At 71.3% G+C, this 16,289-nt stretch carries 11 protein-coding genes and 1 riboswitch; of the genes, 5 read left to right on the forward strand and 6 right to left on the reverse strand.

Annotated elements, in window-relative coordinates:
* The first annotated feature begins 30 nt into the window (after positions 1-30).
* Complete coding sequence (locus AB0C66_RS20975; protein WP_362440447.1) at positions 31-1,578, forward strand: ATP-dependent DNA ligase; 1,548 nt, start codon at positions 31-33, stop codon at positions 1,576-1,578.
* 51 nt (positions 1,579-1,629) lie between these two features.
* Here the strand turns inward: AB0C66_RS20975 and AB0C66_RS20980 are convergent, their stop codons facing one another.
* From AB0C66_RS20980 to AB0C66_RS20990, 3 genes are all read right to left on the reverse strand, one after another.
* Complete coding sequence (locus AB0C66_RS20980; RefSeq protein WP_362440450.1) at positions 1,630-2,283, reverse strand: 3,4-dihydroxy-2-butanone-4-phosphate synthase; 654 nt, start codon at positions 2,281-2,283, stop codon at positions 1,630-1,632.
* A 150-nt stretch (positions 2,284-2,433) separates the two neighbouring features.
* Positions 2,434-2,564, reverse strand: a riboswitch (FMN riboswitch).
* 126 nt (positions 2,565-2,690) lie between these two features.
* Positions 2,691-3,740 carry a LysR family transcriptional regulator gene (locus tag AB0C66_RS20985; RefSeq protein ID WP_362440453.1) on the reverse strand — a complete coding sequence of 350 codons (1,050 nt, stop codon included), beginning with the start codon at positions 3,738-3,740 and terminating at the stop codon, positions 2,691-2,693.
* A gap of 369 nt (positions 3,741-4,109) precedes the next feature.
* On the reverse strand, positions 4,110-6,188 hold the full coding sequence (locus AB0C66_RS20990; RefSeq protein WP_362440455.1) for a PhoX family phosphatase: 2,079 nt from the start codon (positions 6,186-6,188) through the stop codon (positions 4,110-4,112).
* A gap of 258 nt (positions 6,189-6,446) precedes the next feature.
* Between AB0C66_RS20990 and AB0C66_RS20995 the strand changes: the two genes are divergently transcribed.
* The 3 genes from AB0C66_RS20995 to AB0C66_RS21005 all read left to right on the forward strand — a co-directional run bounded on the left by AB0C66_RS20995 (position 6,447) and on the right by AB0C66_RS21005 (position 10,217).
* Positions 6,447-7,853, forward strand: coding sequence for a VWA domain-containing protein (locus AB0C66_RS20995; RefSeq protein ID WP_362440458.1), 1,407 nt, complete (start codon positions 6,447-6,449; stop codon positions 7,851-7,853).
* Positions 7,854-7,991: 138 nt separating this feature from the next.
* Positions 7,992-9,716: a methionine--tRNA ligase gene (gene metG / locus AB0C66_RS21000; protein WP_362440461.1), complete on the forward strand. Its 1,725-nt coding sequence runs from the start codon at positions 7,992-7,994 to the stop codon at positions 9,714-9,716.
* Positions 9,717-9,812: 96 nt separating this feature from the next.
* Positions 9,813-10,217, forward strand: coding sequence for a DNA-binding response regulator (locus tag AB0C66_RS21005; protein ID WP_362440465.1), 405 nt, complete (start codon positions 9,813-9,815; stop codon positions 10,215-10,217).
* 26 nt (positions 10,218-10,243) lie between these two features.
* On the opposite strand, the gene AB0C66_RS21010 is transcribed toward AB0C66_RS21005, so the two are convergent.
* Entirely contained in the window at positions 10,244-11,155 is a 912-nt protein-coding gene (locus AB0C66_RS21010) for a hypothetical protein (RefSeq protein ID WP_362440468.1), read from the reverse strand.
* 51 nt (positions 11,156-11,206) lie between these two features.
* Positions 11,207-13,027 carry an aspartate--tRNA ligase gene (gene aspS / locus AB0C66_RS21015; protein WP_362441101.1) on the reverse strand — a complete coding sequence of 607 codons (1,821 nt, stop codon included), beginning with the start codon at positions 13,025-13,027 and terminating at the stop codon, positions 11,207-11,209.
* A 117-nt stretch (positions 13,028-13,144) separates the two neighbouring features.
* Between aspS and AB0C66_RS21020 the strand changes: the two genes are divergently transcribed.
* Positions 13,145-15,268, forward strand: a complete 2,124-nt coding sequence (locus AB0C66_RS21020; protein ID WP_362440470.1) for a SpoIIE family protein phosphatase — start codon at positions 13,145-13,147, stop codon at positions 15,266-15,268.
* Between the two features lie 20 nt (positions 15,269-15,288).
* Here the strand turns inward: AB0C66_RS21020 and AB0C66_RS21025 are convergent, their stop codons facing one another.
* Positions 15,289-16,242 (reverse strand): pirin family protein, encoded by a 954-nt coding sequence (locus tag AB0C66_RS21025; protein WP_362440473.1) that lies wholly within the window; start codon positions 16,240-16,242, stop codon positions 15,289-15,291.
* Positions 16,243-16,289 lie beyond the last annotated feature (47 nt).

Consider the following 16,289-nt stretch of genomic DNA (forward strand, 5'->3'; position numbering starts at 1 on the left):
GCCGGGGGCCGGGCGGGGCAGGCTGAACCCATGCTGCTGGCAGATGTCGCGCGGACCTCCCGGCAGGTCGCGGCCACCTCCTCGCGTGCGGAGAAGACCGCCGCGCTGGCCGGGCTGTTCCGCCGCACCGAGCCCGCCGAGGCCCCGGTGGTGATCACATACCTCTCGGGCAGGCTGCCGCAGCGCCGCACCGGGGTGGGCTGGGCCACCCTGCGGGAGCGGTACGAGCCCGCCGCCGAGCCACGGCTCACGGTGTCGGAGGTGCACCGGGCGCTGGACCGGGTGGCCGCGGTCTCGGGCACCGGCGCGGCCGCGGCCCGCAAGCGGCTGGTGGCCGAGCTGATGTCCGCCGCCACCGAGGACGAGCAGCGCTTCCTGCGGGGGCTGCTCAGCGGGGAACTGCGGCAGGGCGCGCTGGACGCCCTCGCCGTGGAGGGGCTCGCGGCCGCGGCCGGTGCCCCGCCCGCGGAGGTGCGCCGGGCGGTGATGCTGGGCGGCTCCCTCGGCGCGGTGGCCGAAGCCCTGCTGGGGCGCGGCCCACAGGCGCTGGCCGGGTTCCGGCTGGAGGTGGGGCGGCCGGTGCTGCCGATGCTCGCGCAGAGCGCCAAGGACGTCGACGAGGCCATGGACCGGCTCGGTCCCTGCGCGGTCGAGGAGAAGCTCGACGGTATCCGGGTCCAGGTGCACCGGGACGGCGAGGAGGTACGGATCTACACCCGCACCCTCGACGAGATCACCGCCCGGCTGCCGGAGGTGGTCGCGGCGGCGCGGGAGCTGGCGGTGGAACGGGCGGTCCTGGACGGGGAGGTGATCTCGCTGGACGCCGAGGGGCGGCCGCGGCCGTTCCAGGAGACCTCCGCCCGGGTCGGCTCCCGGCTGGATGTGGCCGGGGCCTCGGCCGCGCTGCCGCTGTCCCCGGTCTTCTTCGATCTGCTCGCCGTGGACGACCGCGATCTGCTGGAGCTCCCGGCCCGGGAGCGCCACGGCGAACTGGCCCGGGTGGCACCCGCGCCCCGGCGGGTGCGGCGGCTGGTGGCCGAAAACCCCGCGGACCCCGAAACCCGCCGCGCGGCACGGGAGTTCGCCGCCGATGTACTGGCCCGCGGGCATGAGGGGGTGCTGGTCAAGGGGTTGGAGTCGGTGTACGGCGCGGGGCGGCGCGGTGCCTCCTGGCTGAAGGTGAAGCCGGTGCACACCCTCGATCTGGTGGTGCTGGCGGCGGAGTGGGGGCACGGCCGGCGCACCGGAAAGCTGTCCAATCTGCATCTGGGCGCACGGCGGCCGGACGGCACGTTCGCCATGCTCGGCAAGACGTTCAAGGGGCTCACCGACGCACTGCTGTCCTGGCAGACCGAGGCACTGCTCGCCATCGCCGTCAGCGACGACGGATGGGTGGTGCGGGTACGGCCGGAGCTGGTGGTGGAGATCGCCTTCGACGGGCTACAGCGCTCCTCCCGCTATCCGGCGGGCGTCACCCTGCGGTTCGCCCGGGTGCTGCGCTACCGGGAGGACAAACCGGCGGACCGGGCGGACACCGTGGAAACGGTGCTGGCGCTGCGGCGCGACGGCGGGGAGTGAGCGGGCCGGAGCGGGAAGGCCGACGGGAGGCGACGGGCGTGGACGCGGGTCTCAGCGGCCCAGCGCCCGCGCGGCCAGCCGGTACGCGGCCAGGTCGGTCACCGAGATCATCGGCATCAGGCGGCTCGCGGCCAGTCGGCTGAGGTCGCCGTGGCCCGCGGTGTTCCAGTCCGCGCGGACCACCTCGCACATCGTGGTGACGCCGGAGAGCCCCGCCAGCAGCGACAGATCGACGGCGGCCTCGGGGTACGCGGCCCGCTCCAGCACCCCGCCGGGCACCGCGCGCACCGGGAAGACATGGCCGGGGCGGCCCAGTTGACCGGGGGTGGTACGCGGATCGGCGAGCGCCTGGATGGTGTGCGCGCGGTCGAGTGCGGAGCCACCGGTGGTGGTGGGCCCGAGCAGATCGACGGAGACGGTGAAGGCGGTCGACTGGAGAGCCGTGTTCTCCTCCACCATCTGCGGCAGCGCCAACCGGGCGGCGCGCTCATGCGGCAGCGCCACGCACACCACTCCGGAGGTGTGGTCCAGCAGCTGGCGCAGGGCGCCCTCGTGGGTGTGTTCGGCGGCGAGCACAAGGTGGCCCTGGTGCCCCCGCGACGCGTCGTCCAGGACGACCACGAAACCGCCCTCGGCGAACGCCTCACTCGCCTGTTCCACGGCCAGCAGACGTTCCGTCCCGACCGGTTGCTCCAGCACTGCCATGGGTGCGGCCCTCCTGTCAGTCTCCCTGCGGATTTCCCCGCGGATTCGGTTCCGGGGACGCGGTGCCGGGGGCAACGGGCAGAAGCGGCGCGGCGCACGGTCCGGGCTGCCCGGCCGTCCGGCGGGCGCCACCGTGCGGCACGGGTGCCGCCGCGTACCTCCTCCCATCCGGACTGTCACCGTCGGTCCCGGAATTCCACCGGATCGGCCGGCCGATGGATTCGGCCGGGTCGCGGACTGTCACCGCCGGTTCGGATTTTCACCGACCCCGGAGCACGCGTACTCACGCTGGAGAGCATCTTGGCACACACCAATCCTCTGACGAAGTGTCAATCCTCACACCCCGTACGTTGGTGACTACACAAGATCATGCCCGTACCGGACCCTTGGGCACAGCGCCTCGGCCCTCAACTCTCGCTCGGATCATAGGAGTTGGCCAGCTCGAACGGATCGGGCTCCAGACCCGCCGTCGGCCAGCGCTGCTCGCGCCGCCACCGCTCGTTCTCCAGCGCCAGCGCGTTCCACAGCTGGTTGAGCGGATGCGAGGCGTCGTAATGGGCCCGCTCACCGCGCCGGGTGAAAGCGCCGAGCAGCACCTCCAGCCGGGGCCCGGTGTCATTGACCAGCTCCACGGCGCGCAGCTCCCGCCCCTGGGCGACCCGCGGATCGCCCGCGGCGTCCGCGACCCCCTTGGTGACCAGCATGCAACCGCGCAGCAGCCCCGAACGCAGCAGCTCGAAACCGTAGTTGACGGTGTCGATCTCGGCGGCGATGCGCAGCCTGCCGCGGTAGTCGGCGCCGAACCAGGTGTGCAGCACCCCGTTCATCAGCCCGCTCGTCGAGATCACCAGCGGGAGGCCGCGCAGCGCACCGGCCTCGACGGTCGGGCCGGGCAGCTCCTCCTCGGACAGATTGGTCAGCAGCGAGACACCGTTGCGGCGCCACTCCATCACGTCGAACGCGTCGAGCTCAGGGTCGCCACCGGGCCTGGTCACCACACTGCCGCAGACCAGATCCACGTCCTTGGCACGCAGTTTGGCCAGCACATCGCGGGTGCGGACATGGCCGACCTTGAGCTCGATACCGCGCTGCCGGAACTCCTCGGCCACCCGCTCCCCGGCGCCCGCCAGATAGCCGAGGGTGAAACGGGTGGTGCCCACCATCAGCGTTCTGCCGAGCCGCCGCCGTGACTCGTGGATCCCCTCCAGCCAGTCGCCGAGCGTGCCGCGCGCCAGGTCGACCAGCGCCTCCCCGGTACCGGTGAACAGCACGTCCTTGCCCCGCCCCTGTTTGAGGACCAGCGGTTCGCCGCACAGCTCACGGAAGTTGCGGTTCATGGTGTCGAGCTGCTTCTGCACACTCGACTGCTCCCGCCCCAGAACCCGCGCCGCCCCCAGGGCCGTTCCCGCCTCATGGACCACGATCAGCGTACGGAGCTGGTCCATGGTGGTGTCCATCAAGGCGAGCGGGCTCTGGAGAAGCCTGTTCCGGCCGCCCGCTACCGGCGGTCCCAGTGCACCTGATCTCGACATGATTCCCCCCGCTTTCACTCTGCCCCTGATTTTCAGGACTGATGAGTTTAGTCACGGATCCCCATGGGATACCCGGAATTGATATTCATGCGAAAGGGAACGGCGGGCGGAATCGGCGGAAAGCCACTGATGCAGAAGAATGCCCCCGAATACATTCCGGACCGGATACGCCGGGCGCCCCTGTCGCCCTACGGTCGACCCCGCGGGAGCCGGACGACCCCCGGGCCCATGAGGACACCAGGGGTCGTTCGCCGCGCGCCGCGCGAAAGCGGCCGAACCCGCGGAATGGTCGGTTCAGACGCCGATGTCGCCGCCGTCACGCCGCCATACGCTGATCACCGACGGGCGGACCAGCTTGCCCGGTCCGTCCGGCCAGCTGGACTTGGGGTTCTCCACACTCGCCCCGTCCATCTCGCCCGGGTGCTGCACGGCCACCAGAACCCGGCGGTCCTGGACGATCGGACCGCAGGTCTCGGCACCGTTCGGCACCGTCAGGAACTGCTTGACCTCACCGCGGCGGCGGCCCGCGGTGGCGACGCCGAACAGCCCGTCGTGGTTGCCCAGGGCGTTGCCGTCGGTCGAGATCCACAGGTTGCCGTAGGAGTCGAAGGTCAGGTTGTCCGGGCAGGAGATCGGGCTGACCTGGTCCTTCGGGAAGCCGCCGAAGTAGGTGGCCGGGTCCTCCGGGTCACCGCAGACCAGGAACAGCCGCCAGCTGAAGCCGCGCGAGGCCGGATCGTCGCGGTGCTCGGTCAGCTCCAGGATCTGGCCGTGCTTGTTGCCGTTGCGCGGGTTGGCCTCGTCGGCCGGCGCCTTGTCCTGCTTGCCGCGGTCGCTGTTGTTCGTCAGCGCGATGTACACCCGGCCGGTGCGCGGGCTCGGCTCGACGTCCTCGGGACGGTCCATCTTCGTCCCGCCCGCCTTGTCGGCGGCCATCCGCGTGAAGACGTACACCTCCTCGGCGGTCATGCCGTCGACATACGAGGTGTTGCCATTCGCCAGCGGGATCCAGCGGCCGCCGCCGTCGAACTCCCCGTCCTCCGGCAGCTTCCCGCTGCCGTCGATCTCGGCGGCCGGGCTGTCACCGGTGAACTTGGCGACGTACAGCGTCCCCTCGTCCAGCAGCGTGCGGTTGTGCTCACGCGCGGCGCGGCCGGAGCCCTTCATCATGCGCTTGGACGAGACGAACTTGTAGAAGTAGTCGAACTTCTCGTCGTCGCCCATGTAGAGCACCGGACGGCCGTCGTCGGTCAGCCGGGGCTCGGCGGCCTCGTGCTTGAAGCGGCCCAGCGCGGTCAGCTTGCGCGGGGTGGAGTCCGGGTCGTACGGGTCGATCTCGATGACCCAGCCGAAGCGGTTGGACTCATTGGGCTCCCGCGCCACGTCGAAGCGCTTGTCGAAACGCTCCCACTTGCGCTCGGAGGCGGCACCGGCGATGCCGTAGCGCTTGAGGCGCGCGGCCGTCGTCGGGTCGGTGACGGAACCGCCGTTGGCGAAGTACTGGTTGAAGTTCTCCTCGCCCGACAGCACCGTGCCCCACGGGGTGATGCCGCCACCGCAGTTGTTCAGCGTGCCCAGGATGCGCCTACCGGTCGGATCGGCCGAGGTGCGCAGCAGCTTGCCGCCCGCCGCCGGGCCGGTGACCTCGAACGGCGTGGTGCCGGTGATCCGGCGGTTGAGGCGGTGGCGGTTCACGGCGGTCAGCTTGCCGAGGCGGCGGTCCTCCTGCGCCACCACGACGGACATCCCGTGCGCGGCCCAGCCGATCTCGGCCTGCTCGCGGGTGGGGTTGTCCGCGTCGTACCCCGCGAACATCAGCACCTCGTCGGTGTACTCGTGGTTGACCACGAGCAGCTGCCGGTCCCGCTCGTGCGGGACGTCGAGGACGGCCATGTAGTCGTTGTTGTAACCGAACTGCTGCGCCTGCGCCTTGGCCGACTGGTGGTCCGCGTCGAAGGCGGGCGCGCCGCGGAGGATCGGGTCGCCCCAGCGGATGACGACGTTCTGGTCGTGGCCCTCGGTGACGACCACCACGTCCTTGGTGTTCGGCGCGACCGGTGTGAACCGCAGGCCCCGGGCCGCCCGCCCCTTGGCGGCCGCGGAAGCGGTCTGCTCCGCGGCGGCGGTCCCGGCGGCCGAGGCACGCGGTGCCCCGCCGAGCGCCGTGGCCCCGGTCGCGGCGGCCACGGTCACCACGGCACTCGCCCGCAGCAGCGAACGGCGCGACGCGGAACGCGCGATGACGTCGCCCACGTACTCGTTGTCGCTGGTGTTCGGCACCTCGTGGAAACAGGCGTCACCACAGCGGTACCGGCACGTCAGCGCGGAGCGACCGCCCGGATGCGCGCTGATGAGCGGCAGTAGCTTGCGCACGTCTTCCCCTCCGTAAGGGTGTCACGTAAGGCTTCTGGTGGACCCGCTCGCGCGGCCCGCACCGACATCACGTCGGAATCCTCTTTCGGCGCGAAGCTATGGGCGTAGAACTTCGGTGCGGCATCCGGTTCATGAACCATGAGTGAACGGCGGGCGACTGGAATCGGCGGAAGAGCGTGACCTGGCGGCCCGCTAGCCTTTCGGCACCACGGTCATGCACCGCCATGCACCGCACACGACACGTGAGAGGCATCTCCCATGGGCATACGGGACCTACTGCGCAAAGTTTTCGGACGCTCCCGGGCCACGACGGCGGACGACTCCGCCACACCGGAGGCCGCAGTTGACCCGGCCCCCGAGCCCGGGGAAACGGAGGCCGCCGCGACGGCCGTAGCGACCGAGGAGCCCGCGCCCAAGCCCCGGGCGCGGCGCTCCGCCGACGACGACACCCCGCCCGACCCGGCCCTGGCCGAACCCCTGAAGACCCTGGACGAAATCCTGGGCTCCCCCACCGATGCCCCCGCCCCGACAGCAAAGCCCGCCGCCGAGCCGGAGCCGAAGGCGGACACCGCCCCGGCGGCCGCCACCGAGGCGGAGTCCAAGGCGGAAGCCGCCCCGGCGGCCGAAGCGGAGACGGCCGGGGCGGCCGAGCCCGAGCCCGCCCCCGCGACGGAAGCCACCGCCGAGGCCAAGCCGAAGGCGGAGGCGCCCGAGGCCAAGGCCCCGAAGGGGCCCAAGGCCGAGGCTACGGAGGTGGACCCCGCCCCGGCCGCTGAGGCCGAGCCCACCGCCCCCGAGCCGGAGGCCCCCGCCGAGGCCAAGCCGAAGGCAACGGCCGCGCCTGCCAAGAAGACCGCCAAGGCCCAGGCCAAGAAGCCCGCTCCGGCGGCAAAGGCCGAGCCTGCCAAGGCCCAGGCCAAGAAGCCCGCCCCGGCGGCGGCCAAGGCGGGCGCGGCCGAGGTTCAGGAGAAGGCTCCTGGGCTCGTCGGGTTGTACACCGCCGCCGCGGAGGCGATCGAGAAGCAGGGAATGACGGGCACCCCTGCCGTCGTCTACCTCGTGCTCGACCGGTCCGGGTCGATGCGGAACTACTTCAAGGACGGCACCGTCCAGCACCTCGCCGACCAGGCCGTGGCCCTCGCCACGAACCTCTCCACCGGCACCGTCCCCGTCGTCTTCTTCTCCACCGACATCGACGGCACCGCCGAGATCGACCTCGCCAACCACTCCGGCCGCATCGAGGAGTTGCACGGTGCGCTCGGCCACATGGGACGGACGAACTACCACACCGCGATCGACGCGGTCATCGACCACTACAAGAAGTCCGGAGCCACCGACCCCGCGCTGGTGATCTTCCAGACCGACGGTGCGCCCACCGGGAAGCCCGCCGCGGAGAAGGCGCTGTGCGCGGCGGCCGGGCTGCCGCTGTTCTGGCAGTTCATCGCGTTCGGCGACCCGGAGGCGAAGGGCTTCGACTTCCTGCGCAAGCTGGACTCGTCGGCCGCCCTCGCCGTGCCGGAGAAGCGCGCCGTGGACAACACGGGCTTCTTCCACGCCGGGCTGGACCCGCGCGCGGTGGCGGACACGGAGGTGTTCGAGCAGCTGGTGCGGAAGTTCCCGGAGTGGCTGGTGGCGGCCCGCGCGGCAGGCGCCGTCAAGGGCTGACGCCGGTCACGGAACCCGGCACCAGGGGGCCGCCCGCGGCGGGGAAATCCGGCGCGGGTGGCCCTCTGTGCTCCGATACGATATGGGCAGCTCGTCAAGGAAAAGTCACCCACAGTACCGACTCGGGAGCAGCCTGCAATGGCTCGACACCTCATCACCAGCGCCCTTCCCTACATCAACGGGATCAAGCACCTGGGCAACATGGTGGGGTCCATGCTCCCGGCCGATGTCTACTCGCGGTATATGCGCCAGCGCGGCCATGAGGTGCTCTACATCTGCGCCACCGATGAGCACGGCACCCCGGCCGAGCTCGCCGCCAAGGAGGCGGGGCTGCCGGTGGACGCGTTCTGCGCCGAGCAGCATGACGCGCAGAAGGCGATCTACGACGGCTTCGGCCTCGCGTTCGACTACTTCGGCCGTAGCTCCTCCGAGCAGAACGTGCAGATCACCCAGACGATCGCCCGCGAGCTGAAGGCGAACGGGTTCATCGAGGAGCGCTCGATCCGTCAGGTGTACTCCAACACCGACGGCCGCTTCCTCCCCGACCGCTATATCGAGGGCACCTGTCCGCACTGCGGCTACGACAAGGCCCGCGGCGACCAGTGCGAGAACTGCACCCGGGTGCTGGACCCGACCGATCTGATCGACGCGCGCTCGGCGATCAGCGGCAGCAGTGACCTCGAGGTGCGGGAGACCAAGCATCTGTTCCTGCTCCAGTCCAAGCTGGCCGAGGAGGTCGGCGCCTGGGTCGACGAGCACGGCAAGGACTGGCCGACGCTGGCGTCGTCGATCGCCCGCAAGTGGCTGACCGAGGGGCTCCAGGACCGGGCGATCACCCGTGACCTGGACTGGGGCGTACCGGTCCCGGCCGACACCTGGCCGGATCTGGCGGCCGAGGGCAAGGTCTTCTACGTCTGGTTCGACGCCCCGATCGAGTACATCGGCGCCACGAAGGAGTGGGCGGACCAGAACCCGGCCGACCGCGACTGGAAGTCGTGGTGGTACGACGTGGACCGGACCGTCCGCTACACCGAGTTCATGGCGAAGGACAACGTCCCGTTCCACACCGTCATGTTCCCGGCGACGCTCCTGGGCACCCGGGACGCCTGGAAGAAGGTCGACTACGTCAAGGCGTTCAACTGGCTGACGTACTACGGCGGTAAGTTCTCCACCTCGCAGAAGCGCGGTGTGTTCACCGACGCGGCGCTGGAGCTGCTGCCCGCCGACTACTGGCGCTACTTCCTGATGGCCAACGCCCCGGAGTCCGACGACACCTCGTTCACCTGGGAGCACTTCTCCGCCACGGTCAACAAGGACCTGGCCGACACCCTCGGCAACTTCGTCAACCGGGTGCTGTCCTTCTCCCGTAAGCGGTTCGGCGACGACGTCCCGGCGGGCAAGGCGGCCGGTGCTGCCGAGGAGCGGCTCGGCGAGGAGATCGCGCGGCTGCTCGCGGAGTACGAGGAGCACATGGACACGCTCCAGTTCCGCAAGGCGGCGGCGGCGCTGCGCGCCCTGTGGAGCGCGGGCAACTCCTACCTGGAGGAGAAGGCCCCCTGGCTGGAGATCAAGACCGACCAGGAGGGCGCGGCGCTCACCCTGCGCACCGCGATGAACCTGATCCATCTCTACGCGATCGTCTCCGAGCCGTTCATCCCGGCGTCCGCGCGGGCCATGCGGTCGGCGTTCGCGCTGACGGACGACACCGCGCCGTGGGTGAGCCAGGAGGAGGCCAGGGCGCTGGCGTCGGTTCCGGCGGGCACCGCGTTCACCGTGCCGCCGGTGCTCTTCGCGAAGATCACCGAAGATGACCTGGAGTCCTACCGGGAGCGGTTCGGCGGCGTGGAGCAGCCGACGGCGTAGTCCCGGTACGGCGGGCCCGTTGAGCGCCCGACAACCGTTCGTTTAGTGCCGCCGATGACCCTGTGAGTCCACACCACGGGGAAGTCGAGGAACACAGTGCCGGACGCACGGGTCACGGTGACGGTCCACGGCCCCGACCCGCACGCACGGGCCGGGGTCGTCCGCCATCTCCAGGAGCAGCCCGCCGTCGAGCTGATCGCCGGTGAGGAGTCCCCCGCCACCGTGGCCGTCATGCTCGCCGACCGTCTCGACGAGGTGACCGGCACCGAGCTGCGCCATCTGGTGCGCGGCGGGGCGCAGCGGGTGGTGCTGGTCGCGGGCGAGCTGCGGGAGACCGAGCTGATGGCGGTGATGGAGTACGGCGTACGGGCGGTGCTGTGGCAGCACCGCACCACGCCCAGGCGGCTGTTGCGCGCGGTGCTGCGGGCGGCGCGGACCGAGCGGCGGGGCGAGCCGTGCGGGGTGGACCGGCGGCTGTCGGAGCCGGGCATCCGCGGCTAGCGCCAGGAACGGACAGCGGGCGGACGTCAGCGGGCGAGGGACGCGGAGTCGCCCATCACCACCACCGGATGGCGCTCCGGGTCCAGGGTCAGCAGCAGGCTCTTCATATTCTTCCGGGAGAGGCTGACACAGCCCTGGGTGGGGCCGCCGTGGTCCACGTGGAACCAGATGCCACCGCCCCGGTTCCAGCCCATCGGCCGGGCCGGATCCAGCGGTGAGGCACCCGCCCGCCGGTTGTAGTTGATGGCCACCACATAGCCGAAGGACCCGGACAGCGGCTCGCCCTCGGAGCCTGAGCCATGGATGGTGAAGGCCCGCGGGGCGTGTTCGTAGGGGAGCAGCGTGCCGGGGTCCTTACGCCGCCCGCCCGCGTCGGTGAGCCCGAAGACCCCGATCGGGGAGCGCAGATCGCCCTGGTGGTGCCGGTCGGTCCAGCCGCGCCGCCCGTTGTGGGCGATCCAGGAGGCACCGGACCGCCAGGCCACGCCCGCGTCGCCCGTACCGCTTCTGGTGCCGTGGCTCTCCTCGTCCGCCTCCACCCGCTCGTAGAGCACGACGGTGGAGCGGGAGGAGTCGCGGCCGGTGCCGGTGACGACCACCACCTGGTCGGAGTCGTCCGGCAGCTCGTCCCGGGTCCGCGGGCCGAGGCCGGGCAGCTCCCGGGACAGCTCGAGGTCGGGGACGGAACGGGCCGCCGGGCGGACCGGGCCGCCCCGCCCGGGGTGGTGCGCGCTGGCGGGCTCACGGGCCGCCCCACGGCCGGACGGAGCGCCGTCCGTGAAGGCGTCCGGTGCGCCGGGGCGGCCGGGAGATCCCTTATGGCCGCCGCCCGCCTCGCATCCGGTCAGCGACAGTGCCGACAGGAGGAGGGCGGCGGCGGTCAGCGCGCCCGCGGCCCTCCGTCCGGTCCGCGTCCGTACCCTCAGACAGCTCTTCACACTTGAAGAACCCGCTGGGGTACCGGTGTGGTTGCCTCACCGCGCCGCGCGTTACTCCGCGGGCTTCCCGGCCTGGTCCTCGGCCCGCTGCTCGTCCTTCTTCGCGGTCTGCTTGAGCTGCGGCTTACGGATCGACAGATGCAGCTCGCGCAGCCGGGACTCGTCCACCTCGCTGGGCGCGCCCATCAGCAGATCCTGGGCGTTGCCGTTGAGCGGGAAGGCGATGGTCTCGCGGATGCTGGGCTCATCGGCCAGCAGCATCACGATGCGGTCGACACCGGGGGCGATACCACCGTGCGGCGGGGCGCCGAAGTGGAACGCGCGGAGCATACCGCCGAACTCGCGCTCGACCTCCTCGCGGGAGTAGCCCGCGGTTTCGAACGCCTTGAACATGACCGCGGGCTCATGGTTCCGGATGGCGCCCGAGGACAGCTCGGTGCCATTGCAGACGATGTCGTACTGCCAGGCCAGGATATCCAGCGGGTCCTTGGTCTCCAGCGCCTCCAGACCGCCCTGCGGCATGGAGAACGGGTTGTGGGAGAACTCGATCTCCCCGGTGTCCTCGTTCCGCTCGAACATCGGGAAGTCCACGATCCAGCAGAAGCGGAAGACGTTCTCCACGAAGTGACCGGTGCGCTTGGCGGCCTCGACCCGCACCGCGCCCATGATCTTGGAGACCTCGTCGTAGTCACCCGCGCCGAAGAAGACCGAGGTGCCGGGCTTGCCCTCGACCTCGGCGATCAGCTTCTCGACATCCTCGTCGGAGAGGAACTTGGCGATCGGGCCGGTCAGCTTGGCGTCCTCGCCGATCCGCACCCAGGCCAGCCCCTTGGCACCGTGCAGCGCCGCGAACTCGCCCATCTGGTCGAAGAACTTCCGCGGCTGGTCGGCGGTGTCCGGTACGGCCAGGGCACGGACGTGCTTATCGGCGAACGCCTTGAAGCCGGAGCCCGCGAAGACATGGCTGACGTCCTTGAGCTCCAGCTCGGCCCGTAGATCGGGCTTGTCGGAGCCGTACTTCAGCATCGCCTCGCGGAACGGGATCCGCAGGAACGGCGAGGTCACATGGCGGCCGCCGCCGAACTCCTCGAAGAGCTCGGTCATGACCTTCTCGATGACCTCGAAGACGTCCTCCTGCTCGACGAAGCTCATCTCGACATCGAGCTGGTAGAACTCGCCCGGCGAGCGGTCGGCGCGGGCGTCCTCGTCGCGGAAGCAGGGCGCGATCTGGAAGTAGCGGTCGAAGCCCGCGATCATCAGCAGCTGCTTGAACTGCTGCGGGGCCTGCGGCAGCGCGTAGAACTTGCCGGCGTGCAGCCGGGACGGGACCAGGAAGTCACGCGCGCCCTCGGGGGAGGTGGCGGACAGGATCGGGGTCGCCATCTCGTTGAAGCCCTGGGCGGTCATCTTCTGCCGGATCGCGGCGATCACGGCGGAGCGCAGCATGATGTTGCGGTGCATCCGCTCACGGCGCAGGTCCAGGAAGCGGTACTCCAGCCGCCGCTCCTCGTTCACCCCGTCCTCGGGGTAGACGGTGAAGGGCAGCGGGTCGGCGGCGCCCAGCACCTCGACACCGGTGACCTCGACCTCGATCTCACCGGTCGGCAGCTCGGGGTTGACGTTCTCCCCGCCGCGCGCGATCACCCGTCCGTCCACCCGGACGACGGTCTCCTTGGTGAGGGAGCTCAGCGCCTCGTTGGCCGGGGTGTCGGGGCGGACCACCAGCTGGACCAGGCCGTGGTGGTCGCGGAGGTCGATGAAGAGGATGCCGCCCAGGTTCCGTCGATTGTGGAGCCAGCCGGAGAGCCGGACGTCGGTGCCGACGTCAGCGGCGCGGAGCTGACCACAGGTGTGGGACCGGTACCGATGCATCATTCATCCAAGTCGTGTGATCGGGAGGCGTACGTACCCTCGGGAGCTTCTGGGCAAGCCTACCGGCGCGCGCACCCTCACTGGTAAGCGCTCGGAAAATCCCCATAAGGTAGTGCAATGCGCACCGAGGACCTGCTGGCCGCCATGGCGACCGGTCTATGGCGCTGGGACAGTGTCTCGGGCGCCGTCGCCTACGACGCCGAAGCGGCCCGGCTGGTGGGGCTCCCCGCCGAGGCCGTCACCCTCTCCCAGTCGGCCGCCCGCGCCCGCTTCCACCCCGCGGACTGGCTGGAGACCAAGGCCACCGTGGTGCTGGCGCTGGCCGAGGGCAGCCTCGCCGAGGCCCGGCTGCGGGTGGTGGACGAGAAGGGCACGGTGCTGCGGACCGTACGCACCCGGGCCCGGCCGGTGTCCCGGGGCGGCAACGAGGACGGCTACTACCTGCTCGGCACCCTCCAGGAGATCCCCGAACCGCTGCCCGGCACCGCCGCGGCGGGCGCTCCGGTCACCGGTGACTGGCGGCGCAACCGCGAGGCGTTCCTGCTGGACGCGGGGCGGGCGCTGGCCGAGGCGATGTCCACGGACGAGGTGCTGCGGGTGGCCGCCGGTCTCGCCATGCCGGGCTTCTCGCCGGACGGGGTGGCGGTCTACGGCGTCGCGGGCGACCGGCTCGCGGTGATCGGACGGCACGGGCCGCGTGCGGGCGCCGAGCACCCGTCCGGTGACATACCCGTGGACCATGACGCCCCGGCCGCCGAGGTGGTCCGCACCGGCCGGGCGGTCTATCTGCCCACACCGGAGCACTACCGCGAGCGGTTCCCCGCCGCCTGGCCGCTGGCCCGGTCCCGTCACCGCCACTCCTGGGCCTATCTGCCGCTGATCGTCGCGGGGCGCACCATCGGCGCCTGGATGACCGGGTTCGCCCACCCGATGTCGTTCTCGCCCGATGAGCGTTCGGTACTGACCACGATCGCCCGGATGCTCGCCCAGGCACTGTCCCGGACCGCCCTCCAGGAGACCGAGCGCGAGCTCGCGGACGGGCTCCAGCGCTCGATGCTGCCCGCCCGCAAGCCCGATATCCCCGGTCTCGCGGTGGCCGCGCGCTATGTGCCCACCGGCGGCGGGCTCCAGGTCGGCGGCGACTGGTACGACGTGATCGCGCTGCCCTCGGGGCGCACCGCGCTGGTGATCGGCGATGTGCAGGGCCACGATGTGCGGGCCGCCGGGATCATGGGCCAGCTCAGGATCGCGGTGCGCGCCTACGCCTCCGAGGGGCACCACCCGGACGCGGTGCTCTCCCGCGCCTCCCGCTTCCTCGCCGGGCTCGGCGACACCGGCGCGCCAGGCGCCGGGGACGGCTGGGATCCGCGGTTCGCGACCTGTCTGTACATGGAGGTGGATCCGGTCGCGGGCACGCTGGACATCGCCCGCGCCGGTCATCCCGATCCGGCCGTGCGGCTGGCGGACGGCACGATGGTGGTCCGGCCGACGGCGGGCGGGCTGCCGCTGGGGATCGAACCGGACAGCGACTACCCCACCACCCGGGTGGTGCTGGAGCCCGGTGAGACGCTGCTGATGTGCACCGACGGGCTGATCGAGACCGGTGGGCACGATCTGGAGACGGGCTGGGAGCGGATCCGGGAGGTCTTCGAACGGCCGACACCGCAGACCGGTGGCGCCGACCACGACCTCGAATCGCTGGCCGAGGCGCTGGTGCAGGCCGTGCACGGGCCGCGGTCGCACCGCTCCGCCGGCCCGCTCGCCGCCCACCGCGAGGACGACGTGGCCCTGCTGCTGATCCGCCGCGAGGCGGAGGTCTGCCTGGTCGGGCCGGGTTCGGCGCCGGTGCGGCGGACCGCGGTGACCGTCGCGCAGGCCGAGCCGGAGCGGATAGCCGGTGCCCGGCAGCAGCTGCGCGACATGCTCCATGACTGGACGGACCGGGATCAGGTGGAGTCGGCGGTGCTGGTGCTCACCGAGATGGTCACCAATGTGCTGGTGCACACCGACGGCGACGCCCTGCTGGTCGCCGAGGTCAGCGGACGGCGCGGGACCCGGCGGCTGCGCCTCGATGTCGCCGACGGCAGCGATGAGCTGCCGCACCGCCGCCGCCCGGGCGAGCTGGCCTCCTCGGGGCGCGGGCTGCTGCTGATGGAGATGCTGGCCGACGCGTGGGGGGTCGATCCCCGGGGCGACGGCAAGTGCACCTGGTTCGAGCTGCACGAGAGGTCAGTGGAATAGGCGGGCGGCGTCGGCTCTCGTCAGTCGTCGTCGGCGGGTATGCGGCCGAGCCGTCCGGCCTGGAAGTCCTCCACCGCCTGGGCCAGCTCCGCGCGGGTGTTCATCACGAACGGGCCGTAGTGCGTCATCGGCTCGCGGATCGGCCGGCCACCGAGCAGCACCAGCTCGAAGTGGGGGCTGCGGGACTCCTGGGCGGCGTCGGCCCGTACGGTCAGCGCGTCGCCGCCGCCGAAGACCACCGTCTGGCCGGTGCGGAACGGACGCCGCTCCGGGCCCGCGGTGCCGCGTCCGGCCAGCCCGTAGGCGAGGGCGTTGAAGCCGGGGTTCCAGGGCAGGGTCAGCTCGGCGCCGGCGTTGAGCGAGACATGCAGCATGGTGATCGGGGTGTGGGTGATGCCCGGACCCCGGTGGCCGTCGATCTCGCCCGCGATCAGCCGCAGCAGGGCGCCGCCGTCGGAGGAGGTCAGCAGCCTGACCTTGCCGCCGCCGATGTCCTGGTAGCGCGGGGGCATCATCTTGTCCTTGGCCGGGAGGTTCACCCACAGCTGGAGTCCGTGGAACAGCCCGCCGCTCATGACCAGTGACTCCGGCGGGGCCTCGATGTGCAGCAGCCCGGAACCGGCGGTCATCCACTGGGTGTCGCCGTCGTTGATGGTGCCGCCGCCGCCGTGCGAGTCCTGGTGCACAAAGGTGCCGTCGATCAGATAGGTGACGGTCTCGAAGCCGCGGTGGGGGTGCCAGGGAGTGCCCTTGGCCTCGCCGGGCGCGTACTCCACCTCGCCCATCTGGTCCATCATGATGAACGGGTCGAGGTGCTGGTAGTCGATGCCCGCGAAGGCGCGCCGCACCGGGAAGCCCTCACCTTCGAGACCGCTGGGCGCGGTGCTGACCGCGAGCGCGGAACGGTGCCGTGCCTCGGCTGGTGCCGCCACTCGGGGCAGGGTCAGCGGGTTGTCTACGGTCACTGCGGGCATGACGGCCTCCTCGGTCGTTCACCGTTCAACTTAGTTGAAGGATGAAC

Origin of the sequence: Streptomyces sp. NPDC048636 (assembly GCF_040650655.1) — a bacterium.
GTDB lineage: Bacteria > Actinomycetota > Actinomycetes > Streptomycetales > Streptomycetaceae > Streptomyces.

What these genes read in the sequence shown, in the direction of transcription:
- AB0C66_RS20975 (WP_362440447.1), top strand. Translation starts at nt 31, where the DNA reads ATGCTGCTGGCAGATGTCGCGCGGACCTCCCGGCAGGTCGCGGCCACC.
- AB0C66_RS20980 (WP_362440450.1), bottom strand. Translation starts at nt 2,283, where the DNA reads ATGGCAGTGCTGGAGCAACCGGTCGGGACGGAACGTCTGCTGGCCGTG.
- AB0C66_RS20995 (WP_362440458.1), top strand. Translation starts at nt 6,447, where the DNA reads ATGGGCATACGGGACCTACTGCGCAAAGTTTTCGGACGCTCCCGGGCC.
- AB0C66_RS21025 (WP_362440473.1), bottom strand. Translation starts at nt 16,242, where the DNA reads ATGCCCGCAGTGACCGTAGACAACCCGCTGACCCTGCCCCGAGTGGCG.
- AB0C66_RS21020 (WP_362440470.1), top strand. Translation starts at nt 13,145, where the DNA reads ATGCGCACCGAGGACCTGCTGGCCGCCATGGCGACCGGTCTATGGCGC.
- AB0C66_RS20985 (WP_362440453.1), bottom strand. Translation starts at nt 3,740, where the DNA reads ATGGACACCACCATGGACCAGCTCCGTACGCTGATCGTGGTCCATGAG.
- aspS (WP_362441101.1), bottom strand. Translation starts at nt 13,027, where the DNA reads ATGCATCGGTACCGGTCCCACACCTGTGGTCAGCTCCGCGCCGCTGAC.
- metG (WP_362440461.1), top strand. Translation starts at nt 7,992, where the DNA reads ATGGCTCGACACCTCATCACCAGCGCCCTTCCCTACATCAACGGGATC.